Annotated in this window: 19 protein-coding genes; 6 read left to right on the forward strand and 13 right to left on the reverse strand. The window is 41.1% G+C overall.

Annotated elements, in window-relative coordinates; all coding sequences use genetic code 11:
* Positions 1-274: 274 nt before the first annotated feature.
* Positions 275-952 (forward strand): helix-hairpin-helix domain-containing protein, encoded by a 678-nt coding sequence (locus T7867_RS09705; protein ID WP_068221005.1) that lies wholly within the window; start codon positions 275-277, stop codon positions 950-952.
* Positions 953-1108: 156 nt separating this feature from the next.
* Here T7867_RS09705 and T7867_RS09710 read toward each other — a convergent pair whose 3' ends face one another.
* The gene (locus tag T7867_RS09710; protein WP_068221006.1) at positions 1109-1636 is read right to left on the reverse strand and encodes an NADPH-dependent FMN reductase; all 528 of its coding nucleotides are present in this window, start codon (positions 1634-1636) and stop codon (positions 1109-1111) included.
* Positions 1637-1879: 243 nt separating this feature from the next.
* On the opposite strand from T7867_RS09710, the gene T7867_RS09715 reads away from it, so the two are divergent.
* Positions 1880-2698: a purine-nucleoside phosphorylase gene (locus tag T7867_RS09715; RefSeq protein ID WP_068221008.1), complete on the forward strand. Its 819-nt coding sequence runs from the start codon at positions 1880-1882 to the stop codon at positions 2696-2698.
* Positions 2699-2892: 194 nt separating this feature from the next.
* Here the strand turns inward: T7867_RS09715 and T7867_RS09720 are convergent, their stop codons facing one another.
* The gene (locus tag T7867_RS09720) at positions 2893-3231 is read right to left on the reverse strand and encodes a helix-turn-helix domain-containing protein (RefSeq protein WP_068221011.1); all 339 of its coding nucleotides are present in this window, start codon (positions 3229-3231) and stop codon (positions 2893-2895) included.
* Positions 3232-4061: 830 nt separating this feature from the next.
* On the opposite strand from T7867_RS09720, the gene T7867_RS09725 reads away from it, so the two are divergent.
* From T7867_RS09725 to T7867_RS09740, 4 genes are read left to right on the forward strand one after another with little or no spacing between them, the layout of a single operon-like run.
* Positions 4062-5276 carry a DUF4856 domain-containing protein gene (locus tag T7867_RS09725; protein ID WP_068221383.1) on the forward strand — a complete coding sequence of 405 codons (1215 nt, stop codon included), beginning with the start codon at positions 4062-4064 and terminating at the stop codon, positions 5274-5276.
* Between the two features lie 38 nt (positions 5277-5314).
* A complete protein-coding gene (locus T7867_RS09730; protein ID WP_068221014.1) occupies positions 5315-6415 on the forward strand; it encodes an imelysin family protein in 1101 nt (366 codons plus the stop codon).
* The gene (locus tag T7867_RS09735; RefSeq protein ID WP_273515163.1) at positions 6415-7782 is read left to right on the forward strand and encodes an HTTM domain-containing protein; all 1368 of its coding nucleotides are present in this window, start codon (positions 6415-6417) and stop codon (positions 7780-7782) included. Before T7867_RS09730 ends, T7867_RS09735 begins: the two co-directional genes overlap by 1 nt.
* Entirely contained in the window at positions 7763-10234 is a 2472-nt protein-coding gene (locus tag T7867_RS09740) for a TonB-dependent receptor domain-containing protein (protein WP_273515161.1), read from the forward strand. The genes T7867_RS09735 and T7867_RS09740 overlap by 20 nt, the downstream gene beginning before the upstream one ends.
* Before the next feature lie 879 nt (positions 10235-11113).
* On the opposite strand, the gene T7867_RS09745 is transcribed toward T7867_RS09740, so the two are convergent.
* From T7867_RS09745 to T7867_RS09795, 11 genes are all read right to left on the reverse strand, one after another.
* Positions 11114-12172, reverse strand: coding sequence for a hemin-degrading factor (locus T7867_RS09745; protein ID WP_322300133.1), 1059 nt, complete (start codon positions 12170-12172; stop codon positions 11114-11116).
* Entirely contained in the window at positions 12165-12980 is an 816-nt protein-coding gene (locus T7867_RS09750) for a heme ABC transporter ATP-binding protein (protein ID WP_322300134.1), read from the reverse strand. Before T7867_RS09750 ends, T7867_RS09745 begins: the two co-directional genes overlap by 8 nt.
* Positions 12980-14059, reverse strand: a complete 1080-nt coding sequence (locus T7867_RS09755; RefSeq protein ID WP_322300135.1) for a FecCD family ABC transporter permease — start codon at positions 14057-14059, stop codon at positions 12980-12982. Before T7867_RS09755 ends, T7867_RS09750 begins: the two co-directional genes overlap by 1 nt.
* On the reverse strand, positions 14056-14880 hold the full coding sequence (locus T7867_RS09760; RefSeq protein WP_322300136.1) for a heme/hemin ABC transporter substrate-binding protein: 825 nt from the start codon (positions 14878-14880) through the stop codon (positions 14056-14058). The genes T7867_RS09755 and T7867_RS09760 overlap by 4 nt, the downstream gene beginning before the upstream one ends.
* 367 nt (positions 14881-15247) lie before the next feature.
* Entirely contained in the window at positions 15248-15871 is a 624-nt protein-coding gene (locus T7867_RS09765) for an HmuY family protein (RefSeq protein WP_322300137.1), read from the reverse strand.
* Positions 15872-15906: 35 nt separating this feature from the next.
* Positions 15907-18261, reverse strand: coding sequence for a TonB-dependent receptor (locus T7867_RS09770; protein ID WP_322300138.1), 2355 nt, complete (start codon positions 18259-18261; stop codon positions 15907-15909).
* A 153-nt stretch (positions 18262-18414) separates the two neighbouring features.
* Positions 18415-18744: a DUF6686 family protein gene (locus T7867_RS09775; RefSeq protein ID WP_157717622.1), complete on the reverse strand. Its 330-nt coding sequence runs from the start codon at positions 18742-18744 to the stop codon at positions 18415-18417.
* Positions 18745-18874: 130 nt separating this feature from the next.
* Positions 18875-19492, reverse strand: a complete 618-nt coding sequence (locus tag T7867_RS09780) for a response regulator transcription factor (RefSeq protein WP_068221043.1) — start codon at positions 19490-19492, stop codon at positions 18875-18877.
* A 245-nt stretch (positions 19493-19737) separates the two neighbouring features.
* Entirely contained in the window at positions 19738-21375 is a 1638-nt protein-coding gene (locus T7867_RS09785; RefSeq protein WP_068221046.1) for a RagB/SusD family nutrient uptake outer membrane protein, read from the reverse strand.
* Between the two features lie 19 nt (positions 21376-21394).
* Positions 21395-24544 (reverse strand): SusC/RagA family TonB-linked outer membrane protein, encoded by a 3150-nt coding sequence (locus T7867_RS09790; protein ID WP_068221049.1) that lies wholly within the window; start codon positions 24542-24544, stop codon positions 21395-21397.
* Positions 24545-25355: 811 nt separating this feature from the next.
* On the reverse strand, positions 25356-25937 hold the full coding sequence (locus tag T7867_RS09795) for a class I SAM-dependent methyltransferase (RefSeq protein ID WP_221405994.1): 582 nt from the start codon (positions 25935-25937) through the stop codon (positions 25356-25358).
* Positions 25938-26096: the final 159 nt, after the last annotated feature.

Below are 26096 nucleotides of genomic sequence, written 5' to 3' on the forward strand. Positions count from 1 at the left end.
CTCTTTCTTTTTATTATTCTACTCCTCAATAACACTATAGCTATTAGAAAGATTTTCAGAGTTGTGTTGTGTATTTGTGCTGTAGCTGGAGTCCTCGGAGTTTATTTTCATTTAGACTCAAATTTCCAGTTTGAAAAAGAGATGAGGCCAAATGACTCTGGGGGAGACTTGTTTTGGGCTAGCTTTTCAGGAGCCCTGCCAGCCTTAGCTCCAATGAGCATGTTGGTCTTTACACTATTAGGATTTATTTACTTATCAAGCATAAATAACGAGAATGAAACAAAATAAAATTTCCATTCTATTCTTGGCCTTAGCCCTAATTGGTCTAGTGTCATGTGGTAATACTAAAAGCAATGAAGAGTCTACCGATGCTGTTAGTACAGAGTCAGAATCAAAAGTAGCTCCAAGTGTAGTGTTGAATGCTAATTTGGCTAGTGAAGAAGAACTCACTCAGATTGGTTTAACAGCAGATATGATTCAGCAGGTTATGGAAAATCGTCCATTCATTACCATGAATGACTTTGATGCTCTAGTGCCGGCAGACATGAACAAAGAAGAGCTTTACAAAAGCATTTTTGTTCCTTTTAACTTGAATACAACTGCTGAAGGAGATTTCAAGATGATTCCAGGTGTTGGAGATAAAATGGCTCATGAGTTCGAAGAATACAGACCATATACTTCTATTGCACAATTTAGAAGAGAGATTGGCAAGTATGTAGACGATGCGGAAGTGAAGAGGTACGAAAGCTACGTATTTGTACCAGTTGAGCTAAACTCTGCTTCTGAAGATGATATAAAGGCGCTACCAGGCTTAAGCGATAAAATGGTGCATGAATTTCTTGAGTATAGACCTTACGATAATATGGATAGGTTCTACAAAGAAATCGGCAAGTATGTAGATGAGAAAGAATTGGACAGATTGGCAAGGTTAGTTTATATAAATAACCAATAAACTACTTGCCTTCTCATTGAATGAGACTGCCTCAAGTGCTGCTATTTTCGTCTTTCCCAGCTCGACTGGGAATCCCTATAGGTCTTTAGAGTCTTTTTTTGACTTTAACGGGCTGTAGTTGAGAATAACGATTAGCTTTTGGGGCAGTCTCCTTTTTTAAAACGCCACCAATTTTTCTGCTTGTTGATGTAGGAGAGTGTTGTACAACGGCTGGGTAATTTTCTCTCCGTCCCAATGTTGCTCAATGCCTGCAAGCTTAGGTTTTAAAGCAAGAATATTCATACCTAGGTAGTTAAGTATGTCGGTTAAGTGAGACATGGCCATTACACTACCTTGTACGCCAGAAGAAACCCCAATTAAGGCTCCTTTTTTATCTCTAACCCCTTCAGGGTATTTCAACCCATCTAAAAAAGCCTTTAGCACACCCGGGAAAGAACCGTTGTATTCAGGAACTATAAAAACAATCTTTTCCGAAGCCTGAACCTTTTCTCGAATAGCATTGAATGACTCGTTGTTGCCGTTGTTTTCATATAACGCATTACACAAGAAATCTTCGGGTAAGTCTACCAAATCTACTATTTGACAGGCACTGTCGGTTTTGGTATCTAAAATCGATTTATAGTAATGAGCGATTTTGGTGCTCATTGAATTCTTTCTATTGGTTCCAACTACTATACTAATCATGCTTTTTCTTATGCTACAAACTTAAAGGCATTCAGTTAATTGACCGAGTTTCGGTGGCTCTAAATCTGTTTGTATTTATTGGTAAAATTAAATTGAGCTAAAAAGTTCAGGCTAACTAGTAAATCTTCCATCATTCATTCGGCCAGAGTTGGCTTTTAGAGGCAAAGGATCATCGATATTGAAATCTGATTATTTGTCGTTTTTCAGCTTACTTGATAAAAAATAAGCTACTAAATTCACGGCATGACTTATACAGAGAAAGTTCAAGAATCAGTTCAGTTCATTCAATCTAAAACTGACGTAGTGCCTCAGTTTGGAATTATTCTGGGCACAGGGCTTGGTGCCTTGGTCGATGAAATTAATGTCACTTCTGAAATTGGCTATGACGAGATTCCTCATTTTCCGGTGTCTACGGTAGAGAGCCATCATGGTAAGCTCATTTTTGGAGAACTTTTTGGAAAGAAGGTAGTGGCAATGCAAGGCCGATTTCATTACTATGAAGGTTATACTATGAAGGAAGTTACTTTCCCTGTACGAGTTATGAAGTTACTGGGCATCGAGAAGCTCTTTATTTCAAACGCTGCTGGGGGAGTCAACCTGAATTATCAAGTGGCCGATCTGATGATTATTGAAGACCATATAGATCTAACCAAAGAGAACCCGTTGACAGGCAAAAACCTTGATGAGTTTGGCGGGCGTTTCCCTGACATGAGCGAGCCTTATGAGCGTAAGATGATCGATGAAGCACTAGAGATTGCCAAAGCTAATAACATCCGTTGTCACGAAGGAGTGTATGCCGGAGTAAGCGGTCCGAACCTAGAAACCAGAGCTGAGTACAGATTCATTGGTAGAATTGGTGGCGATGCAGTAGGCATGTCTACCATTCCAGAAGTGATTGTGGCTCGGCATATGGACTTGCCAGTGTTTGCGGTGTCAGCCATCACAGATCTCTGCGATCCAGATAACCTCGAGAAAGCTGAAATAGCCAATATTCTTGCAGCAGCCTTCAAAGCAGAGAAGGGAATGACTAAGATTATAAAGGAATTAATCAGTAAGCAGTAGGTCTGATTACCTCTTTGATGTGTCTTTCAAATCGGCTAGACATATTTATTGAAAGGTTCTTTAGGTTAATAATATCAAATTAGATGCAGTGGGTGATTGTGGCTGGAGCTATTTATGGAGTAGTTCAGCAAATCTCAATTTACTTAATTGCAAATCTTGGCGTATATGTACTTGTACACCACCCACTGCCTAATTTATTTATACATTTTAAGCCTAATTATGTCTACCTCAAGACGTGTCACTTTACTTTCTAATAGTTGGATTTGCTCACTCAGGGCTTGAACCTTTTGTAATAATTCAGCTTCGTCCAACATCATCAATTCATTTTCATTTTTATTGTAAATGGTTCTTTTTACATCTGTAAAGTCATGATTAATTGCTTGGCCTATTCTGATAAGCTTACTTTTCTTAAGGTCTTCACCTTCTTTTATCCAATTATATAGTGTGTTTCTGTTGATGCCAATTTTGTCAGCAATGCTTGTAATAGATTGCCCGCTTTTGTCTATTGCTTCTTGTATAAAATTGTAATTCATAACTATACTATACTAGTAAGTGATTCAAAATAATGAACAAAAAATAACAAATGCGAATATTAAATGAGCATAAATGATTTTTAGTGTCAATTATTGTTTCAGTACAAGTGGGATTTGGTGTTTCAGTTAGTACTAGTTTGCTGATAAACGAATGGAGCTAGGACATTTATTAAATAGAAGTCGGAAAAGGATTTGATCGCTCGCATCTGAGCATGACTGTTATTGAGGTTTTTGTGGAAGGCACGCTGGTCTCTAGTGTCTCGCTAAGTCCGCAGCGATTAGTCGAGTCGAGGTGCTTCAACTAGTAGTCACAAGGATTATAGCAGTTGTCTTAGATTGTTTTGCCAGATGCTCTCTCGTCTATGTCATTCTGAGTGCAGCGAAGAATCTTATACTTGAATAGAGGCGCTTAGCAAAGGGTAATAAGATGTTTCCCCCGATACTTTGGGGCCTCAACATGACTGTTACCGAGGTGTTTGTTCAAGGCCTTGGTGTTTAGTTGAAGCGAGACGCTTCAACTAGGAGGGGATTCGTCAGACCACTCAAAGTGGTCAGACGAATAAGTTTGGGGCACTACAAAAAAACTTTCCAGTCTTTAGCATCCTGCTAGTCTATCCCTAAATCTCCAGGCTATTTAACTAGTGCAGACCTAATCAATAGACTAGCTTGCTTGTTTCTGGTACTTTTCCGTTATCTAGAATAGGCCTTTGATTTTTATTATTATTTAGATCGATTAAAAATAAGTTAACCTAATGCTTGTTAGCCTGAGTGCTCTGTTATACTTTTGCGCACTGTTTAAAATGAATCCAAATAAAAATAGAAAACAAAAGATGACCAGAAATTATCCCTTGGCTGTTTTACTCCTTGTTTTAGCATTATTCTCTTGTGATGATAATGAAGGTTTACCAGAAGTTGAAGCTCCTTCGAGTTACTCCTTCGAGAGAAACTCACAAAGCACAGTTTCTTTCTCGGGACAGACAACTAGAATAAAAATGGCAGAAGAATTGAATTCGGCCTTTTTGGATTTTGACAATACAACAGAGGCGCTTTTGCTAGAAATGTTTAGGAATGATGATGGACAAGGCGGAGATGTCAGTCCTTTTGAAGATGCCGACTTGAATAGCGCTACCAAAAGCATCAAAAGTAAAGTAGCCGCTTCTCAAGATCTATTTGCTGCAAATACCACAGAGTCGTCTCAAATTAAGGCTCAGTTCGAAAGCTGGATTGCAGGTCAAATCAATGAGATTTACCCAAATAGAAACCAACTGGCTACTGCTGGTAATGCAGGTCAATTGGCCGATGGAACCTCTACCAGATACGTAAATGCTAAGGGTTTGGAGTACAACCAAGCCTTCACCAAATCTTTGATCGGTGGCCTTATGCTAGATCAGTTGGTGAATAACTACTTGAGTACAGCTGTGCTAGATGCCGCTTCTAACAAAGAAGATAATAATGCTGGTGTTTTGGCAGACGGAAAAAACTATACCACTATGGAACATAAGTGGGATGAGGCTTATGGTTACCTTTTCGGTAATGCGGCCAACACAGCAAGTCCTTTGACAGAACTTGGTAGCTCAGATAGCTACCTTAATAAATACCTAGGAAGGGTAGAAGGCGATGCTGATTTCGCAGGTGTAGCCCAAGAAGTATTTGACGCTTTGATATTAGGCAGGGCTGCAATTGTTGCTCAACAATATGAAGTGAGAGATGCACAAGCTGACATCATCAAGCAAAAACTTTCTGAGATAATAGCTATTAGAGCAGTTTACTATCTGCAACAAGGAAAAATAGCCTTGGAGAACCAGCAATATGGTACTGCCTTCCACGATTTATCTGAAGGCTTTGGCTTCATTTACAGCTTACGTTTTACGCATAACCCGATTGCTGGAGATAGCTTCTTTAGCCGTGAAGAAGTTGATCAAATGATCGATGACCTGTACGGTTCAACCAATGGATTCTGGGATGTGGACGCTACCACTTTAGACGCTATTTCGGCCAGTATAGCCGCTAAGTTCGACTTTACTGTAGCTGAGGCAGGTAACTAATTGCCGAACAAAATCTCTGAACAAACCAATTTGTTGTAATGAGGAAAATTGTAAGTCTGTTTTTATCTTTTGCGCTGATCATGGCCTGCTCATCGTCTGATGGAGAGCCTACAGAAGTGGCAGATAACTTCGATAGAAGCGCTATGCTTGTCAATTGGGCAGATAACATTATCATACCCTCTTATGAAGCCTATGCTTCTGCCGTGGCAGATATGAAGGCTTCTACCGATGCATTCACTACGCAGCCAAGTCTTACAACCTTAGGAGAACTTAGGAATAACTGGCTTCAAGCTTACACTGCATTTCAAAGCGTTTCAATGTTTGAAATTGGTCCAGCAGAATCGGTTAGCCTCCGAAATTACACCAACATTTACCCTACAGATGCTGCGGAAATAGAGAGTTTTGTAGCTTCTGGAGACTATAATCTCACTTTACCCAGCACTATAGATGCTCAGGGATTTCCTGCGTTAGACTACCTCTTATTTGGTACGGCCGATACAGATGCGGAGATTTTGGTTAAGCTAAGTTCTGACAGTTATTCAACTTACCTGAGTAGCTTAGTAGATAGAATAGAGACTCTATCAAGCCAAGTATTGAGTGAGTGGAAAGGCAGCTATAGAGACACATTTGTGTCGAATAGTGGCTCTACTGCCAGTAGTTCAGTAAACAAGTTGGTCAATGACTTCTTGTTCTACTATGAGAAAAGCTTAAGGGCTGGAAAAATTGGAATTCCGTCAGGTGTATTTTCTAGTACTCCTTTGAGCGACAGAGTTGAAGGGCTTTACAGCAAAGAATACTCGAAAGGCTTATTCAATGCTTCACTGAATGCCACCATTAACTTCTTCAAAGGAAAACACTTTGAATCGGAGTCAACTGGCGAGAGCTTAGAGCAGTACTTAAGGTATTTGAGCGAACTAAACAGCACAGAAGATTTGAGTGTAGCGATCATCAATCAGTTTGAAGCTGCAAAAAGCGCGGTATCTCAGCTCAATGATAACTTCTACTTTCAAGTGGAAAGTGATAATTCTAAAATGCTTCAGGCATATGATGAGTTACAGAAAAATGTGATTCTGATGAAGGTAGATATGTTTCAAAAATTGAACATACGCATCGATTATGTAGATGCAGACGGTGACTGATGAGGTCTGGACTGAAGACATATTTTAATCAAAATACAGAGGCTGCCCCATTGGCAGTCTTTCGTATTTTCTTTGGGTTGATGATGTTCTTCAGTATCGTCAGGTTTTGGGCGAATGGATGGATCGACAAGCTATACATTCAACCTAAATTCTTCTTCTCCTACTATGGTTTCGAATGGGTGAAACCGCTTGGCTTATGGACCTACGGTCTGTTTGTGATTTGTGCACTTTCTGCATTGGCAGTGGCCTTCGGCTATCGCTATAAATGGGCAATAATCAGCTTCTTTATCAGCTTTACTTACATAGAGCTGATGGACAAAACCACTTACCTAAATCACTACTATTTCATCAGCCTGCTTAGTTTTCTGATGATGTTTCTGCCAGCCAATAGTTACTTTTCTTATGATGCTTTTAAGCGCAGCGAAGTCCGTCATCAATTGATCCCCAGATGGACAATTGATAGCATAAAGCTACTTCTAGGGATAGTTTATTTCTATGCTGGTCTGGCAAAGCTCAATTCAGATTGGCTTATTAATGCCATGCCACTAAAAATATGGCTGCCAGGCAGGTATGACCTTCCATTGTTGGGCGATTTACTACAGCAAGAATGGGTTCATTACGGTTTTTCATGGGCTGGTGCAGCTTATGATTTGGCCATTCCTTTTCTACTGCTTTACAGAAAAACCAGACCCTTCGCCTTTGTTCTGGTGGTTGTCTTTCACGTGCTTACACGGGTGCTGTTTCCAATCGGCATGTTCCCTTATATAATGATTGTGAGTTCGTTAATATTCTTCGATGCTTCGATTCATCAGAGAATATTGTCGATCGTTTCAAGGTGGGCTAAAATACCATTCAACCACTTCGGGAATGGAAATAGTTTGAACCAAAAAACTTGGGACAGCAGAGGCTTCAAGAGAAAGTTGATTGTCGGTTTTTTCGCTCTGCAATTGCTGTTGCCGTTCAGGCATTATCTCTATCCTGGAGAATTGTTTTGGACCGAAGAGGGATTCCGGTTTTCATGGCGTGTAATGCTCATGGAAAAGGCTGGCTATGCCAACTTCAAAGTAGTGAATAAGTCAACAGGGGAGCGATTCTATGTCGATAACACTGATTTTCTAACCTCATTTCAGGAGAAGCAAATGTCTTTTCAACCCGATTTTATTCTGGAATATGCTCATTATCTGAAGGAGCACTTTGAAAGTCAGGGGCATAAAAATATAGGGGTGTATGTTGAAAGTTTTGTGGCGCTCAATGGGCGCAGAAGCCAACCATACATCAACCCAGAAATAGATCTCACACTTCAGAAAGAATCATTTAAACATAAAAACTGGATACTTCCATTTAACGATGAGATTAAAGGTCTTTAGTTTAGTGCTGCTAGCTACATTGGCTAACTGTGCTTTTGCTCAAATAAGAATTACGGGAAAAGTAACAGATGCCAATACTGGTGAAATAATAGACCGAGCGGAAGTTTATAATAAGCTGACTGCGGAAATCAGCAGGGTAGATGCGAATGGGCGCTACCAAATGACAGTCGACTCCGCAGGTACTTACCCTATTGTTGCCTTTGCCTTTGGTTACGCTGTGAATGACACCTTAGTGGTTGTCGATGGTGATCTTACCTTAGACTTCGGCATGAAAGAAATTTCCAACGACCTATCGGAAGTAGAAATAGTTCAGGAGAGGGAAGAGGTATTTAACATTAGTCGGCTGCGACCTGTAGAGGGAACGGCCATTTATGCTGGTAAGAAATCTGAGGTGGTTTTGTTGAATGGTATGGTGGGGAATCTTGCCTCCAACAATGCTAGGCAGGTTTATGCTCAAGTGGTAGGGCTAAATATTTACGATAGTGAAGCGGCAGGTTTGCAGCTGAGTATTGGAGGTAGAGGACTAGATCCTAACCGGACTTCTAATTTCAACACGCGTCAAAATGGATATGATATTAGTGCCGATGTGCTCGGATATCCTGAAAGTTATTATACGCCTCCAGCAGAGGCTTTGGAGGAAATTCAGGTGATTAGAGGGGCGGCTTCTTTGCAATACGGAACTCAATTTGGTGGACTCATCAATTTTAAAATGAAGAAGCCTAATCCTGATAAGCCTCTGGAGTGGGTAAGCCGACAAACCTTGGGGTCTTTCGGGCTGTTCACCTCTTTCAATAGTTTAAGCGGAACCAAAGACCGATGGAGCTATTACACTTACTTTAATTATAAACAGGGAGATGGTTTTCGACCTAATTCCGAATTTGAATCGAAGAATTTCTACGCTCATTTGGGCTATGAACTTTCCAGTAAAACTCAACTGAGTTTAGAGTATACCTATCTAAATTATTTGGCTCAACAAGCTGGAGGACTAACTGATACTCAGTTTAATGCTGACCCAACTTTCAGTAATCGTACAAGAAACTGGTTTAGTGTAGATTGGAATTTATTCAGCTTAAAGTTGGAACATGAGTTTAGTGACCGAACGGATTGGAGCCTCAATTTATTCGGTCTAAATGCTGCCAGAAATGCCGTAGGTTTTAGGGGCAGCGTGTCTAACTTGAATTCCAATCCCATAACCGATATTGATGAGCAGGCTAGTGATGGTTCTTTTGTCGACCCAAGAGACTTGATCAAAGGTGATTTCAACAACTGGGGTGCTGAAACTAGGTTGTTGACCAGGTATAATTTAGGCGGTCATCAGTCAGTGTTTTTAATTGGTTCGAAATTCTACAAAGCGGAGAATTCATCTCTACAAGGGCCGGGAAGTAATGGTACAGATGCTGATTTCAGTCTAGCAATTGACCAATATCCCGATTACCCCAATCAGTCGGATTTTGATTTTCCGAACCTCAATGCTTCGGTGTTTGGAGAGAATATTTTCTACTTGAATGATGAAATTTCTTTAACTCCGGGCTTCAGGTTTGAATACATTAAAACAGAGAGTGCTGGTAAATACAACAATGTGGTTTTCGATAATGCTGGTAATCCAATTTCCAACCAACAGCTGACTGATAACAGAGAACTTGAAAGGTCATTTTTTCTCTTTGGCCTTGGCTTTAGCTATGATCAATCGGAAGACTTTGAGGTTTACGCCAATGTCTCTCAGAACTACAGGTCTGTGACTTTCAGCGATATCAGAACGGTGAATCCAAGTTTCATTATCGATCCAGATATTCAGGATGAAAAGGGCTTTACCGCAGATTTTGGAGCCAGAGGTGCATGGAATGGTGTGCTGTCTTATGATGTGGGCGGATTCACCATGGTTTATAATGATAGAATAGGCATTATTCTAGATGATAGAGCCAACCGAGTAAGAACGAACATTGGCAAGGCTTTAATTTTAGGGGCTGAAGCTTTTGCGGAATGGGATATTGCTAAAACTGCGGATTGGTCAGATCGAGCCATTCAGTCGAGCTTTTTCGTCAACACCGCTTTTACTACTTCTGAGTATTTGAATTCTGATGAAAATAATGTGGAGGGTAGGGAAGTAGAGTTTATTCCCGCCATTAACCTAAAGACGGGGCTCAAGTTCGGTTGGAGAAACCTGATGTCTAGCCTGCAATTTACTTATCTGTCGGAGCAATTTACCGATGCTGAAAACTCAGAAGTACCCGAGGTTGGGGATGCTAGAAATGGGCTTATTGGTAAAATTCCGGCTTACAGCATTATGGACTTTTCGTTATCCTATAGGTTAGGAAAGTGGAAGCTGGAAACTGGGGTGAACAACTTATTGAATGAAAAGTATTTCACTCGAAGAGCAACAGGATACCCTGGTCCGGGAATAATCCCTTCCGACCCAAGGAGCTATTACTTTACCGTTCAGCTTAGGTTGTAGTTTCGTCTGACCGCTTCCACTAGCTTGGAGATTCGTCCGACCGCTTCGAGCCGGTCTGACGAATAGTGTGGCTAGTCTTTGCTGGTGGATAAGATGCTTCCCCGATACTTCGGGGTCTCAGAATGACGGTTACCGTGGCTTTTGTTTAGTCCTTGGATTTGGCAATTCTCTCTGGTCTTTTCTCTCTGGTCTTTAGCGTCTCGCTAAGACCCTAGTGTTAAGTCGAAGCGAGACGCTTCAACTAGGTATGGTTAGCCAGAAACTTGCCTTTATGTATTCGAATGTTGCGCCTGATGCTCTCTCGTCTAAGTCATTCTGAGTGCAGCGAAGAATCTTATACTTGAATAGAGGCGCTTAGCAAAGGGTAATAAGATGTTTCCCCCGATACTTCGGGACCTCAACATGACTGTTACCGTGGCCTTTGTTTAGCCCTTAGATTTAGCCGTTCTCTCTGGTCTTTAGCGTTTCGCTAAGACCCTCTAGTGTTAAGTAGAAGCGAGACGCTTCAACTAGGAGGGGGCTAGGCTTACAGGTACTGCTTTAGATTGTTTTGCCTGATGCTCTCTCGTCTAAGTCATTCTGAGTGCAGCGAAGAATCTTATACTTGAATAGAGGCGCTTAGCAAAGGGTAATAAGATGTTTCCCCCGATACTTCGGGGCCTCAACATGTCTGTTACCGTGGCTTTTGAATAGTACTTAGATTTGGCGATTCTCTCTGGTCTTTAGCGTCTCGCTAAGACCCTAGTGTTAAGTCGAAGCGAGACGCTTCAACTAGGTGAGAAACTGGTCAGGTCATTCCAAAAAGCCAGATGAATAGGGTAAAAGTAGGGTGAAGGAATCTATGACCCCAACACCCCTGAGTTGAAAAAATCTGTTGTTTTAATTGAGTTCGGCTACTAGTTCTTTCCAGTCTGTCAATTCAGTTTGGCCTGGTTTTCTTAAACCGAAGAACTGAGCGATCATTTCTCTATTTTCATCAAATAGCTCTACTGAGGTCACTATACCGTCTTTTGTTGGTTTCTCCACAGCATAGCTATTAGCGATAAGGTCTGTGCGTAAGTGTAAGTTGAACTTCTGATCCATCACGTTGATCCACCTAGTTTCCTCTCTCTCTATCGGTACAATCTTTTTTACCACATCTTGATGAATCTGCAGGTTGCCATGGTTTCCGGCAAAGATCATGATTGGTAATTGGCTCTCAGATGCCTTCTCTAAAATGGTGTTCACTGCCGTGTTGGCAATCTTTCTGGTGAATTTGCCTTCTGCTAATTGTACTGCGTGCTCTCTCTGGGCTTTATGTTTTCTAAGCATCGGGAAGAAGTCATGGGTGTCTTCCAAGGCTGCCCAGTCGGCTAGAAAGGCTTCCTGATCAATATCTTCGGCATACTCAACTTTATCGATTGGGCTAATCTCCAGATTGGGAGATTGATTCGCTGAGGTGAATTTCTCAACTATGTGCTCATAAGCTTCTAGGTCGCCATCTTCTTGTACGTATACTTTAGTGATAGCTGTGCCAGCTTTATCGAAAATCTGAATGTTGGGTAGAACGCGTGAACCTTTTCTGATGACACTGGCAAAGGCGAATGCCCAGTTCTGAAAAAATACTCGTGTTTCAATTGGGCCAATGACAGTACCTATGTGATGGTTGCCTCTGCCAAAAGTGCTCACTTTTTCAAACGAACCTTTGTGCTCTAATACACAGGCTTCATTGCGAGTGAGACTCATCACATTGCCTAGCTCCTTAAAGCTCTTGAGTAGTTCGGTCCAGTCTCCTTCAAGTCTGATTACATCATCACCAAGTCCAGTTGCTAATAGCTCGGCTTCGCTTACTCCTAGCTGATTAGCAGCTTCTCTAATTCTTACTCTCGGATTTTCTTCCTTGAATTGCTCCCAGCGTTCTTTTAAAGTAGCTGCGGCTGTAGTTAATACTTCAGGCATATCGTATTTCTTTTTGTGGTTCTAAATGCATGTGGTTTGGAATGGAAACCACAATGGTTTGACCCGTTGTTGGATCTTCTAGCATTTGAACCGGATGGTTAAATGTAGTTTCTATATTTTCTTTTGTAAATACTTCTCGGGTTTCACCCTGCTTAACTATTTCCCCATTTTTCATAAAGACTAAATAATCAGCATACTGAGCGGCTAAGTTCAGGTCGTGAAGAACAGCTAAAACGCCTAGGTTATCGCTCATTAATTCACGGGCAGTTCCCAGCAAGGCATGTTGATGCAGAATGTCTAGATCAGAAGTGGGTTCATCTAGCAGCAAGTACTTTGGGTGAGGACTTTTGTCCCAAACCTGAGCCATAATTCTGGCGAGTTGTACTCTTTGTTTCTCTCCACCAGAAAGGGTCTGATAAGTTCGGCCTCGGTAAGATTGAAGCCTTGTTTTTTCAATGACCTTTTCAATGATCTCCTCATTTTCTACGGGCGATGTATGATGAGGAAAGCGTCCAATTTCTATTATTTGCTCTATGCTAAACGGGAAGTTGATGTTGGTGTGTTGAGGCATAACTGCCCGAATTCGTGATAGTGCTTTGCTGTCTAACGCAGAAGATGCACGACCATTTACCATAATAGATCCATTGCGCAATTTCACCTCGTTGGTAATTGCTTTTAGAAGTGTGCTTTTGCCCGCTCCGTTAGGTCCAACAATGGCGGTGAATGTTTTTGGCTTCAGTCTTATAGTGCAATTTCGAAGTATGCTCTTACTTCCAATTTGATATGATATGTTGTTGGCTTGTAGCATCAGATTAGATTTTTTCTTTTAGCAACGGTGAGTAGGTAAATGAAGAATGGCGTTCCTAATGCTGCAGTTACTACGCCAATGGGCAGTTCAGAAGGTGCTACCACAGTTCTGGCGAATAAATCGGCTAGAATAAGTAAGGCTGCTCCACCCAATGCAGAAAGTGGGATCACAATCCTATGATCGGAAGAGAATGCCATTCTGATAATATGCGGAATTACTAGGCCAACAAAGCCGATAATTCCAGAGAAGGAAACCGCTACGCCCACGCAGAGTGCAGAAAGGAACACGATGGTGCGCTTCACTTTTTCAACATTCACTCCGCTGTGGAAGGCCTCCGACTCACCCAAGGCAATAGCGTTCAGAGATTTGGCCATTCTGGTAAGTATCAAGGTTGAAGCGACAATGGGGATTGTAATGATGCCAATCTTCTGCCAGGTACCCGCACTTAGGTCGCCTAAAGTCCAAAAGGTAAAGGTTCTTAATTGCTGATCGTCAGCATAGTAAATGCCTAAACCGATGATGGCATTGGCCAGTGCGGAAATGGCTACTCCAGCCAAAATAAGTATGGTTACCCTAACTTTTCCCTGATAGTTGCCTAACCTGAGCGTCATAAATGTGGCCAATACTCCACCTAGAAAGGCAAATGGAGGAAGCAGCCAAACCTTCAGAGAGTCGGGTATTTCTCCGATGAAGGAAGTAAGTCCGAGAATTACCACAAAGGCTCCTAATGCCGCTCCGCTAGAAACACCAATGATTCCTGGTTCTACCAATGGATTTCTGAATATACCTTGTAGTGCAGCGCCTGAAACACCCAAGGCAGTACCTATTAATATGGTGAAAATGAGCCGTGGCAATCTTATATCCATTAAAACCACAGACTGAACAGCCGTGAAGTTTTGGTTGGTAAAGCCTAGTCTATCTAAAAGAATAGATGATATTTCGCTCACGCTGAGTTCTACCGCACCAATGGTTAAGGAGAATAAGAACAGGGCTAATAAGAATAGCGCCATGGCTGTAGTAAGGAAGCCCGCGGTAAGCTTTTGAGATTTCAGTTTCGATATGGTAATTGATGAGTTCAATGCGTTTTCTCGAAGATTTCTAATGCTGCTTCGGCTAATCTTGGTCCCCAGTTGGTGAGCTTTACGCCATCAATAGCAATAATTTGCATTTTCTTGCCTGCTGTAGTTTGCGCCACTCCAGGTATTTTTAGTACACCGTTTATGCCTCCAAGGCTTTCCAAGCCAGATGCCATGAAGAGTAAGTAATCGGGGTTGGCATTAATAAGAGCCTCTGCATTGAGTGGTTTATAACCACTTATTTCTAGAACGGCATTTTGTGTACCGGCCATCTCAATGATCATAAAGCCTGTATCGTTACCCGCAACTTGAAGGTTTCCAGCACCTCTGGCATATACACAGAGTACGGTGGGGGTATTATTTGCTTGAGCTACCTTCTTAGCCAAAGAAGTTAGTTCCGTCTCCATCCTCTGAATTAAGGCCTCACCTTCAGGCTTTTTGTTCAGGGCTGCAGCAATCTGTCTGATTCTGAGCTTCGTGTCTTCTAGGTTGCTGTTGTTTTCAACAACCAATACTTTTTGTCCAGCATTTTTAAGCTGGTTTAGCACCACATCGTTCACGTAGTCCTTCTCTAAGATCATAACATCTGGTTCTAGGGAGATGATGCCTTCAGCGGTTATGCTAGTTCGGTAACCTATTGAGGGTAGCGATTGCATTTGAGGAGGGTAAAGGCTAGTTCTGTCTGTTGCTACAATTTTGTCACAAAGACCGAGTTCACAGACAATTTCAGTAGACGAGCTTCCGGCAGTAATAATTCTCTGGGCTTGAGCTGTACAGGCAAGCGAGAGCATTAAAATGGTTAAGTGTATTTTTAGTCTATTCACAGTGACGATAGGTTTTGTGCCTCTATTTAGATTAGTTCTAAATAATAGCAAATGTATTGGCTAAGTGCTTGTAATGCAATCACTAGTACTAGTGGTTATGATCTGTTTCATGTGCAATATTCCTTATTCACATTCAGGTTATGGGCTATGGTGGGTACATCTGGTAAGTTGAGCTATTCTTGGCGGTTGAGCTGTGAGGTAGGAGGTAGACAAAAAATCTTTGACTCAACAAATGAAAAGGCCACCCGAGGGTGGCCTTAACGATTCGCACTATGTACTAGAAACGTACAATCAAACAAGTGGGGGCATTGTCTTAAAACTCTTCGCTTGTTTCAGTAATTTTTAATCTCACTTATTAATCATGCGACTAGTTTCCTGTAAAGTCGAACTGCATTGAACCATCTGGTTGGTACACATATCTGAAGGTGTAAATTCCGTTATCAGAACCAGAAGTTGGCTCAGTAGGGCAATCTCTATAGTAGCATTGAATCTCGAGCTTAACATAATTGCCTTCTGTATCTTTTATCAGTACAACTCTTCCTGGAACTGGGCTAATTATGCCATTAGCATAAGAGTACCATCTATTAGCAAAATCTGTATTCTTGTTAATGGCTAAAGCTGCCTCAGTATCGGCAGCAAAAGTGGCGCTGGCTGGGACTTCATCTAGTTCATCGAAGATGGCCGCTACCGTTGTGGCCTGAACTCCTCCGTCACCATTTATTCCTCCATTGGTGATGATGGTGGTGCCTTTAATTGCAATATCCCAGTCGCCCGTTGCACTTACTTCGCTGTTTGTAGAGAAGTCATAGTATTGGTAATCATTCTCCTGTACCAAAGTTGGCGGTTGAGTGGTGTAGTCATAGACATCTCCAGGGGCTTCAAAGTTAGATTCCGACTTTACTTCAAGCGCTACCGGCTGAGGATCATCTTCGCTACAGGCAACTACTGCGAGCATCATCACTGCTAGGGTTAATAGATACGTTTTTCTCATCTTTTTACTATTTAATTATTCGTTTTAGGGTATTCTTAGTCTTTATGTAGGTTGAATTTTAGGCCTGCAAACCACATGGTTCCTGCCAGTGTAGGTTCAAATTCATTAGTGGTGTTGAACAGGTTATTGGCGCCTATATCTGCAGTCCAGTATTTACCAAAAGCTTTCTGGATAGAGAGGTTATGTTGGAAGTACCCCTCAGCATACTCATAGTCTCCAACCAACACCTGATTGCCATCACGATCGGCAAAGCCCCATCTTCCTCTGTAGATACTTCTGAAATAAATTGTCAAGTCTAAGGCAGAGTAGGTATAGGTTACTTTAAAGTTTCCGGAGTGTCTAGAACGCCCGAATAGCCCGCCATAATCGGCTCTTGTGACTCTTCGAGATACTATTTCTCCCAAAGGTCTATAGGCCAGAGTTCCTTCCTTTATTTGGTCAATTACATTTTGATCGTATGTGTCTAAGTACTGGTAGCCAGCAGATATGTTCAGGTTAGAATTGAGTTGAACAGTAGCTTCTACCTCAGCGCCTTGTGTTACAATATCTTCCACATTGCGGTAGCTAAAGACAAACTGACCATTGTCTTTTTGTGCCACAGCCCAAGTATCGATAAGGTTTGAAATATAGTTTCTAAATAAGTTTCCTTGAATGAGAATTTTCTCTGTGAGTTGATAGTCAGCACCTAGGTTGATTGAAAGTGATCTTTCAGCACTCAATCCTTCTGCTGCAACCGCTGCGTTTGCCCTCGCATTGTTTATGGCATTAGGGTTTTCTTGAGGGTCTGTTCGGAAGGTTTCTCCAGCAGATATTAGTCTTTCAATACCATCTTGAACTACAGAAGTGCCCATTACGCTGTAGCCAACCGTTGGATTTGAGAAGTCTAGCAATAGTTGTCTGAAGTCTGGCGCCTTGAAGCCTCCTCCAATCGAGACTCGAATTTTTAGTTTTTCATTTAGCTTGTAGCCCACAGCTAGTTTTGGGCTCAGGTTGTTGCCATAAGCCACGTGATCGTCATATCTCAAGCCTGTGGTTATGTCTAGTTTGGCTGTTGGTTCCCATAAATATTGGGCAAATGCATAAGCCGATGTGAATGAACTATCTACGTACCTAGTGGAGTTTACACCTTCCCAAATATACCCTGCACCAAAAGTGATCGTGCTGTTTTCGTTAATAAATAGGTCTCCTTGGCCTTCCGTTCTGCTGAACTTCTGTTCAAATATATCGAGGCTGTAAAGGTTGTTGTCTGATGCTCTGGTGATGCGCGTCTCAGTTCGGTAATTGCTAATGTATTGTCTGAGCGTTACCAGTGAATTCTCTCCAATTCTCCATTCTAGCTTAGGGAGAATGTTCCAGTCGGTTTGTTGAGCATTATAGTCGTGAACAACATCTGAGCTTGCGCTTCCATTACTAATTGTAACCGTTGTCTGATCTTCTTGAGGCTCGTTATAGTATCGCCCAGAAATAGATAAATCTAAGTTGTCAGTAAGTTTATATTTCAACTTTGCCTGGGCAGTGCTAGCGGTATATGAAGCCACAGTTTGGCTAAGGGTGTTATCGTTCAAGTCGTAACCACCGGAACTTAAACGGTTAAAGAAGGTGCTTACCTGAACTTTATCGTTAGCATATTCTAACGTAGCATTTAAGTCTGTTGTGTTGAACCTTCTTTGCCTTCCCGAAAGGCTAGTTCCCAAACCATTTCGTGGATTTTTGGTGATAATGTTAATCACTCCGCCCATCGCTTCACTGCCATAGAGGGAAGAGGAGGGGCCTTTAACCACTTCAATTCTATCTATGTTATTGACAGTTATTCGCGTGAGGTCTAAGGTGCCAGCTGTTCTTCCTATTAGTGGCTCTCCATCAACAAGAATCAGAATATATTCGGAATTAAGACCTTGAATTTGAATACCAGCACCATGATCTGAGTTGATCATTAGCCCAGTTTGCTCCATTAAAATTTCGTTGAGCCTGATGTTGCTGCTTCGCTCAATCTGTTTCTGATCTATCACCTGAATAGGAATAGAAACATCTGCGATGGTTTGCTCCAATCTAGATGCGGTAACCACCATTTGGTCTAGATTAGTGATGGCTTCTGAAAGGACTATCGTACCTAAGTCCACGTTTTCGTTTGCTACGGTCAGCTGTTGGGTAATGGATTTAAAGCCTACGAAAGATACTTTCAGCGCATAGAAACCTTGGCTTACATTATTGATGCTAAACTGACCGGCTTCATTTGAGCTAACGGCTTTACTAGTCTGTAGCAATTGAATAGTGGTGAAGGCGATAGGGGTGCCGCCTTTATCTACAACCTTGCCTTGAATAGAGTACTGAGCCATGGCAGGTATAGCCGTTAGTGTTGCTAAGAAAACGAGGGCCAATAGTTTCTTCATTTACTTTTCTTATTTAGATTAATTCTAAACAGTGCAAATGTAAGCCTAGAATGGTTTGCCGAACAATAACTAGTATTAGTGAAAGAGTCTCCCTAGTAGTAGTGAGGTCAGTTCGGAATACTACCATTAAGCAACACTCAGAGTTTGTGTGGCTTATGGCTCTTGGATAGCTATGTGCACTTCTAGCATAAGTAATGCTTCGTTCATGGCATGTTGGAAATCATAGAACTCAGGCTCTGTAAAGCAGAACTGAATATCCTGATGGCAAGTGCTAATGATGATGCGGTTTGTCTGATCTGGGAAGTAAACCGCGTTATAATTGAAATTGGTTCTGATTATGGATGAGGCAAAGCTTTTGAATCCTAAAATCCGAAAGCTGCATAATAGATTGGTGTAATGTAGTCCAATGCGCTTGCAGCATTTACACATAGAGATGTGAATGAAGTGTTCTTCTACTAGGTTAACGGGTTCAGTTTTACACACAGGCTTGTTTTTTTGGAATTGTGTGAAGTACATCATCCGGCATGCTAATCACAATGGCTAATACTAGTGAATGAGCGTAGCTATTTCTAGTAGGTCATTGATGTATGTTTAAATCGACTAAAGCCTTGAACTAGAAAGAAACCCAGCCTTGCTTTAAGGCATATACAATAAGTTCGGTAGGTGATTTAAGCCCAAGTTTTTTTAGAACGTTCTTTCGGTGAGAATTAACCGTATGGATACTTACATTGAGCTCTGAGGCAATTTCTTCTGAAGAAAGTCCTTTCCCTACGTATCTGATTACCTGCATTTCTCGGTCAGATAACTCCATAGGGTTTGGTAGGTCTTTGTTCGTGATAATGTTTATCACTCTGTCGCAGTAGAACTTACCTCCTTCGCTTATGGAGCTAATAGCCGTCTTAATTTCTTGATTTGAGCATCGCTTGGTTAAAAAGCCTTCCACTCCTGAATTGATGAACTGTCTGATAACTATAGGGTCGTCATCTTCGCTTATTATCAATGTTTTGAGTTGAGGAAGCTTGTTCTTTATTCTGTCTAATGTATCGGGTTGTATGCTTTGCTGACCCTTGTACTCAAGTATCAGAAAATCTGGTTGGGTTTTATTAATCTGCTCTTCCAAATTAATTTCTGTATTGAATACATGCGTAGCCACTACACCTTGATGTTGCTCTAATAGTTTTTTTGCACCCTCGCGGGTTAAGAATTGTGGATCGTAGATGGCTGCTATCAATGCAGTTCTTATTTAGACTGATTAAAAACAATGCAAAGGTAATCGATTATATGGAAGCAGAGTGGCTTTTCATAAAATTGTATGACCTACAGTAACTCTAATGTGCCACTCCTATGATCCAAGAACGGGTGGTTTGCTCTTGGAGTTAGTTTACGAAAATCTAGTAAACGAAAAAGGTCTCGCTCCAAGTGGGCGAGACCTTTTTGTCTGTATTAAGCGGACCTTGGTCCTAAACTAAGTGGCTCTTAGTTCTGATTGTTCTCCGTTAGGTTTGGATTAGCATCGATTTCTGCTTGAGGAATCTTCCAAATCCAATCATCATTTACTGAAGGTGCAGCTTGCATAAAGCCGTCACCATAGTAAGTTGGGTCAGCACCAGAGTTTGTTAAGTCTAATGGCTGATCCCATCTGATGTGGTTTTCATAACCGAATCCTTCTCCAAATAACTCCACATACCACTGAAGCTTGATTTCATCCATCAAGTCAGCCTGCGTAGCGAATAGAGCAGCATTATAAGCAGAGTTTCTAGAACCAACTAGTTCCTGAAGGGCGTTTTGAGCTGCAGGGATGTTGCCTTGCATAGCTTCAGCTTCAGCTTCGATCAGGTACATTTCAGCAGAACGCATAAGAATGATATCATCTGGATCAATAGTTCCAGGGTTCTTATTCTTCATTTTGTAGTGCATGTAAGGGTGAAGATTATGACCCAAACCATCTGTACCGTAAACTGTTCTGATTGAATCAGCAACAAACTCAAATCTAGCCTGATCATCATAGTTAGGATCTACGTCTGCGCTTCCACCTTGATCATTGTTAGCTGAAGGGTTTGTGTTAGGAGCCAAAGGCAGAACTACATCTCTACGGTAATCAGTATCTGGAATCTGATTATACATTTCAGCATTGAAAAGCTTAGGATTACCTCTGTTCTGGCTACCATTAAAGGTGTTAGACATTAGGTAGAAGTAAGATCTGAAGAATACGGTTTCAGTACTAATTACATTACTACCCCAAATTACTTCTGGAAGAGAGTTGGTATTGAAACCAGACTTCCACTCAGATTCTGACATTAGAGGGTAACCTTGTCTTGCCTCAACAGCAGAAGCAGCTGCAGTAGCCCAGTCTCCACTAGAAAGTGCAATTCTAGCTTTAAGTCCATGAGCAACATTAATATTCAGGTTAGACTTACAGTCGGGAGTACCTGTACATCTGGCAGATGCCTGCTCAAAGAAGCTGATAGACTCATTGATATCAGCTCTCATTTGGTCATAAATCTCTTGCACTGTAGCTCTAGGGCCACTAGTGTAAGGAGGCTCAGTACCCGTTTGCAACGGAACACCAGGATCTGAAGCTGGATTACCGATTAAATAACCTCTAGCGAAGTGCGTAATTAGGTCATAATAAGCATAAGCACGGTAAGCATAAGCCTGACCTAAAATATCTGCTAATTCATCATCTACAGGAATAGCATCTTCTTCTACTTTATTAATGATAGCACTGGCACTAGCAACTATGTGATATCTCTGATACCATCTATGGAAGTTGATAGGATCAGTTGGTAAGCTATGTGCATTCCATTGTAGCTCATCTCTTAACCATCCATTTGCAGGGGCAGAGTGAATTACATTACCTACCATAGCATCGTCAGATGTAATCCAATAATGCTCTCCAGAGAAGGTTGAAGAACCTCCAGGTAGAATAACCTGAGACTGAGCATATAATAAACGGTGAAGTCCATTAATAACAAGTCTCATATTTGCAGTGGTTGCAAGTGCATCACTTGCCGCGATGGCATCTGTAGGCGTTCTTTCTAGAAACTCATCATCGCAACTCGTGCTGGCCAAAACCATGCACGAAATCAATAAATATAAAAATCTTCGTTTCATGTTTTTACTTCTTTAAATCTTAAAGTCCTAGGTTTAGACCTACTGAGAATATTTTGTTCGGGTTGTAATCATTACCTGATCCTGTTCCAGCAAGGCTGTACTGAGGGTTAAGGCCTTTTCTTGCAGCGCTGAACCATAAGTTGTCACCTGAAATGAAGACATTCAAATTGCTAAGACCTAAACGGTTCACCATGCTGTCATCGAATGTATAAGAAAGGCTTACGTTACGTAAAGAGATCCAAGAAGCATCTGTTAAGAATCTGGTAGATTGCGTTTGAACCTGCTCTGCGTTTCCATTCTCCAACCTTGGAACACTTGTAATATCTCCTGGTTGTTTCCAAGCATTAAGTTGATCTACGTGGTGAGACTCACCGAAGTCTCCGCTACCCATCATTGCAGAGTAACCACCATCTAATATTTTACCCCCTGAAGAGAATGCTACAAGGATACTTAAAGAGAATCCTTTGTAATTCAGTCTGTTAGATACTGATCCGATAAAGTCTGGAATAGAACTATCTCCGGTAAAGGCCCTGTTTGCTTCGGCCCAGTCGTTAGTAGTTACTTGATTTCCTTCAGAATCTAATACAGGAACACCATTTCCTGTTTCTGGATCATCTTCGAACTTATAATATAATTGATCACCGGTTAGAGGATCCACACCTGCAGTATGGTAGATGTAGAAGTCGTATCTAGAACGACCAACATCCCATCTTTTAGAACCATTCTGGAATGGATCTGGGATATTAGTAATCTGGTTGTTCAAAGTAGTACCTAAAGCAGTGATGTCCCAGCTTAATCCTTCTCTATCTTGAAGAATATGACCAGTTAATGAAATCTCAAGACCGTCATTGTACATGTCGGCAATATTATCAGGAATTGAATTCAATCCGTTAGAGATTGCGATTGGCACATTGTAAAGGAGGTCTGAAGAATTACGTCTGTAGTATTCTACTGAACCATCAATTAGGTTGTTGAATAGAGAGAATTCTACAGCAACATCAAAGTTCTCGATTGTCTCCCAAGTAAGGGCTTGATTTCCAAGATCTGAAAGTGAAATTGCAGGATTACCCGCATTTGAAGTCAATTGATAACGGGCTTGCGAAATGTAATAATCACCAAGGTTATCATTACCTACTTCACCGTAAGATGCTCTGATTTTCAAATCATCTACGAAGCCAACGTTGCTCATGAAAGACTCTTCACTCAATCTCCAAGAAGCACCAACTGAGTAGAAATTACCCCATCTTACATCTTCGCTGAATACAGAACTTCCGTCTCTTCTTCCTGATAGTGACAGGTAGTACTTATTTCTGTAGTTATAGTTAATTCTAGCAAGATAACCTTCTAGGGTTTTGTCAGTAGTAGATCCACCAATGCTTACTGGAACAGAGAAGTTGTCGAACTCATAAATACCTTCGGCTACTTGAGTAGTTGCGAAAGTATTGTTTCCAGAGAAGTTTCTATCAAAGCTCTCATGTCCAACTGTGATGTCTAAGTTGTGATCGTAATTAATAGATGTTTTATAGGTAAGAATTTGATTGAAGTTTTCAACAATTCTTCTTGAACGAGTCTCCGCGTATCTTGCTGTAGGCTGGCCATCACCAACTTCAGCATTCTCATAATCCTTAAGTGTTCTTTCTTGGTAATCTCTACCATAAGTAACTCTTAAGCTAAGACCTTCAACTTTTGGAATGTCAATGTCTACATAGGTTCTAAAACCATACGCGTTTTCTCTATCGAAAATATCGTTCAGATAAGCTTCTTCTATCGCATGTCTACCTGGGCTTTGAGGTCTTGGAGAAATTCCATACTGGCTGTAACCTTCACCTCTATCATATAATGGATTACCCGCAGCATCTCTAACAATTTGGCCAGTGGCATCATCTATAATATATACAGGGTAAATTGCTCCCATATTTTTAGCGAAACCAAATGGGTTTACAATACTTCCTGAGCCAGCTCCTCCAACTCCGCCTTGGTCAGACAAGGATAGGTTAATGTTACCTCCTATCGTTAACCATTCCTTTGGAGTAAAGTCTGCTTTTAATCTTGTAGTAACCCTTTCAAAGTCACTCTCAATCACATAACCTTCTTCTTTTAAGTAACCTGTTGAGAAGAATATAGAACTATTCTCACTTCCTCCAGTGATACTCAAGTTGTGGTTTTGTCTTGTACCCTGTCTTTGTAATACATCGAACCAATCTAGAGCTGGGTATCTAACCTCAGCATTAGGGTTAATTCTACCATCAGTTCCTACAATTTGATCGTTAGGAACATTGAAAGGGTTGTATCCTAATCTGTTGTAGATATTAGCTGAAGCTTGTGCTGCAGGATCTGCTACGCTTAAAGAGTTTTTATAAGCTTCCCACATTACTTCGTAGTATTGCTTAGGGTTGGTAGCTTCATATTGCTCAATAGCTGGTGACATCCAACCGGTTTGGGTTGAGAAGTTTACCTGCATTGCTTCGCCTTTTCTTCCGCTTTTCGTAGTGATTATAACAACACCATTAGCTGCTCTAGATCCATATAATGACGTAGAAGCGGCATCCTTAAGGATTGTGAAAGACTCAATATCCTCTTGGTTGATCAATGATAGCGTTCCTTCGAACTGCACTCCATCTACAATGAAAAGAGGGCTTGTGCTACCTCCATTCAATGTTCCTACTCCACGAATTACCAAGTTCGGAGATGAACCTGGAGCTCCAGAGGAATTAATGAACTGTACACCTGTTGCATTACCTTCAATTGCTGCAATTGGGTTAGTTACAGGTCTAAGTTTTAGATCTTCTGAGGCAATAGAAGAGGCAGACCCTGTAAAGTCCCTTTTAGTAGTTGTACCAAAAGCTGTAACTACCACTTCGCCCAGCTCAGTTACATCTGGGGTCATAGCTACATTAATAACAGAGTTGTTGCCAATCTCCTTCTCTTGTGAAGTATATCCAATAAAGGAGAATACTAGTGTCTCTGCTTCCGAAGGAATGGACAGAGAGTAATTTCCGTTGCTATCCGTAATAACACCAACTGTGGTGCCTTTTACGAAAACGGAAACACCAGGAAATGCCAGGCCATCTTCTGCCGTGGTCACCTTTCCCGTTACGGTTCTTTGCTGCGCTGAGGCTTGCGAAATAACAAGCACCAGAGCCATAAAGCTTAGTAAAAAATGTTTCATAAATAAATGGGTAGTTTAATTGTAGTGATCAATATATAACGTTTACGTGAGTGAATCTTCTTATTTTTATTTGATTGGTTTTAATAGGCAAATTGAAACTTAATTTTTGGATTTTTAGTAAATCAAAAATTACGGCTTACCCGATGAGTAATTTTCTCTCTAATGCTCAGGCGTTGAATAAGAAAGCCGAGAAGAGATAGTATTGATTATGGTTTTCCTCTCTCTCGGTAAAGATATAAAGAACACAATGGAGAAGTAGTTAAGCCCTTACCTGAAGGTCACTTGGTCTTTGCGCTTTTAGCCTCTCTGCGAAGCAAAAAGTGGCTCATTTTACTGAGTGTATTTTTTCATCTAGTGTGTGGCTCTTTTCTCCTTAAAAGAAGGTGTTTTAGTAGAGCTCTCTAATGAATATGATAGGCTGTGCGTAGTTGAGGTTTCGGTTGTTCAGCTATTGAGTGAGGGGCGTAAATATTTTGAAATACAGGGGGTTACGGTTTTGTCAGTTTGTATTCGCCAAGATTTTTGTAATAAGAAATAGTTAATTTTTTGTAATGCTGAAAGCAAAAGTGGCATTGAAAAGAAGGACTAAAGTGGAAAAGACAGCATCCTTATATTTTTATAATTTTCTAAAAAAAGTTTAACCCTGAATTGGGCGAAAAAAAACCGTAATTCAAATTCTTGAAGTGTTAAAAAAAATTAAAATTCGCAATAATGACCAGTTTGACTATCTCTAGGTAGTCTCATGATGAGCATTTTTTTGATGAACGGAAGGGCTGAATTCATTAGTTCTCAATATGTCGAGTAGTTGATTTTACTTCTTCCAGGTTATCCAACCCATATAGATTGAAGTTTGAAAGAACCTGATCGGCCGTTCGAAACCAGCTTCTTGACATAGCTCCATTAGCCTTTCTTCAGGCACATAGTGCAAGTCGTTTTCTATTCTTTGAAGTCTATTTTGCAACAGGTCTTTGTCTAGGTTGTTAGGGAGAAGTTGCTTCAGCACTTTGAGGTTTGTTTTCATCTGCTTCTGGTCACCTGTTATACCGAGCATAACAAGGGGAGCCTCAGTTTTTAAGCGTTGAGCGATCTGCCTGAGTAAGTTTAGCTTTTCTCCATTGTCTTCTAAAAAGTGTAGGATCAGCAGAAGTGTGACAGCTCCGTATTTTCTGTCTTGACTTAGGTCGCTCACAAGCCCTTTAATGAGTTCTATGTTTTCGTGTTTAGCTAGTCTTTCCTTAGCTTGATTTATCATTTCAGGCGAAGGGTCAACTCCAGTGATTTTCCAGTCTTGATCAGCTTTAGCAAACTGCACTATTTCATTGCCAGTACCACAACCCACTACCAAAAGATCTTTGTTGTCGGTGTCACTCAAAAGCTTGGGCAGCTTTTCCATAAAATAGCTGTAGTTCGGAATCCAGTCTTATACAAACTGATTGTAATTGGAAGCCCGTTCTTTTTCGAAAATTTCAACCTTACTCATGTCCTTTTTTCTTACTAGGTTCTTTAAGTGTATTGATTTTGTATGCTCACTAGCGATATGCGGAGAGCATTC

Source organism: Roseivirga spongicola (genome assembly GCF_034376045.1).
In the GTDB taxonomy this organism is placed as follows: domain Bacteria; phylum Bacteroidota; class Bacteroidia; order Cytophagales; family Cyclobacteriaceae; genus Roseivirga; species Roseivirga spongicola.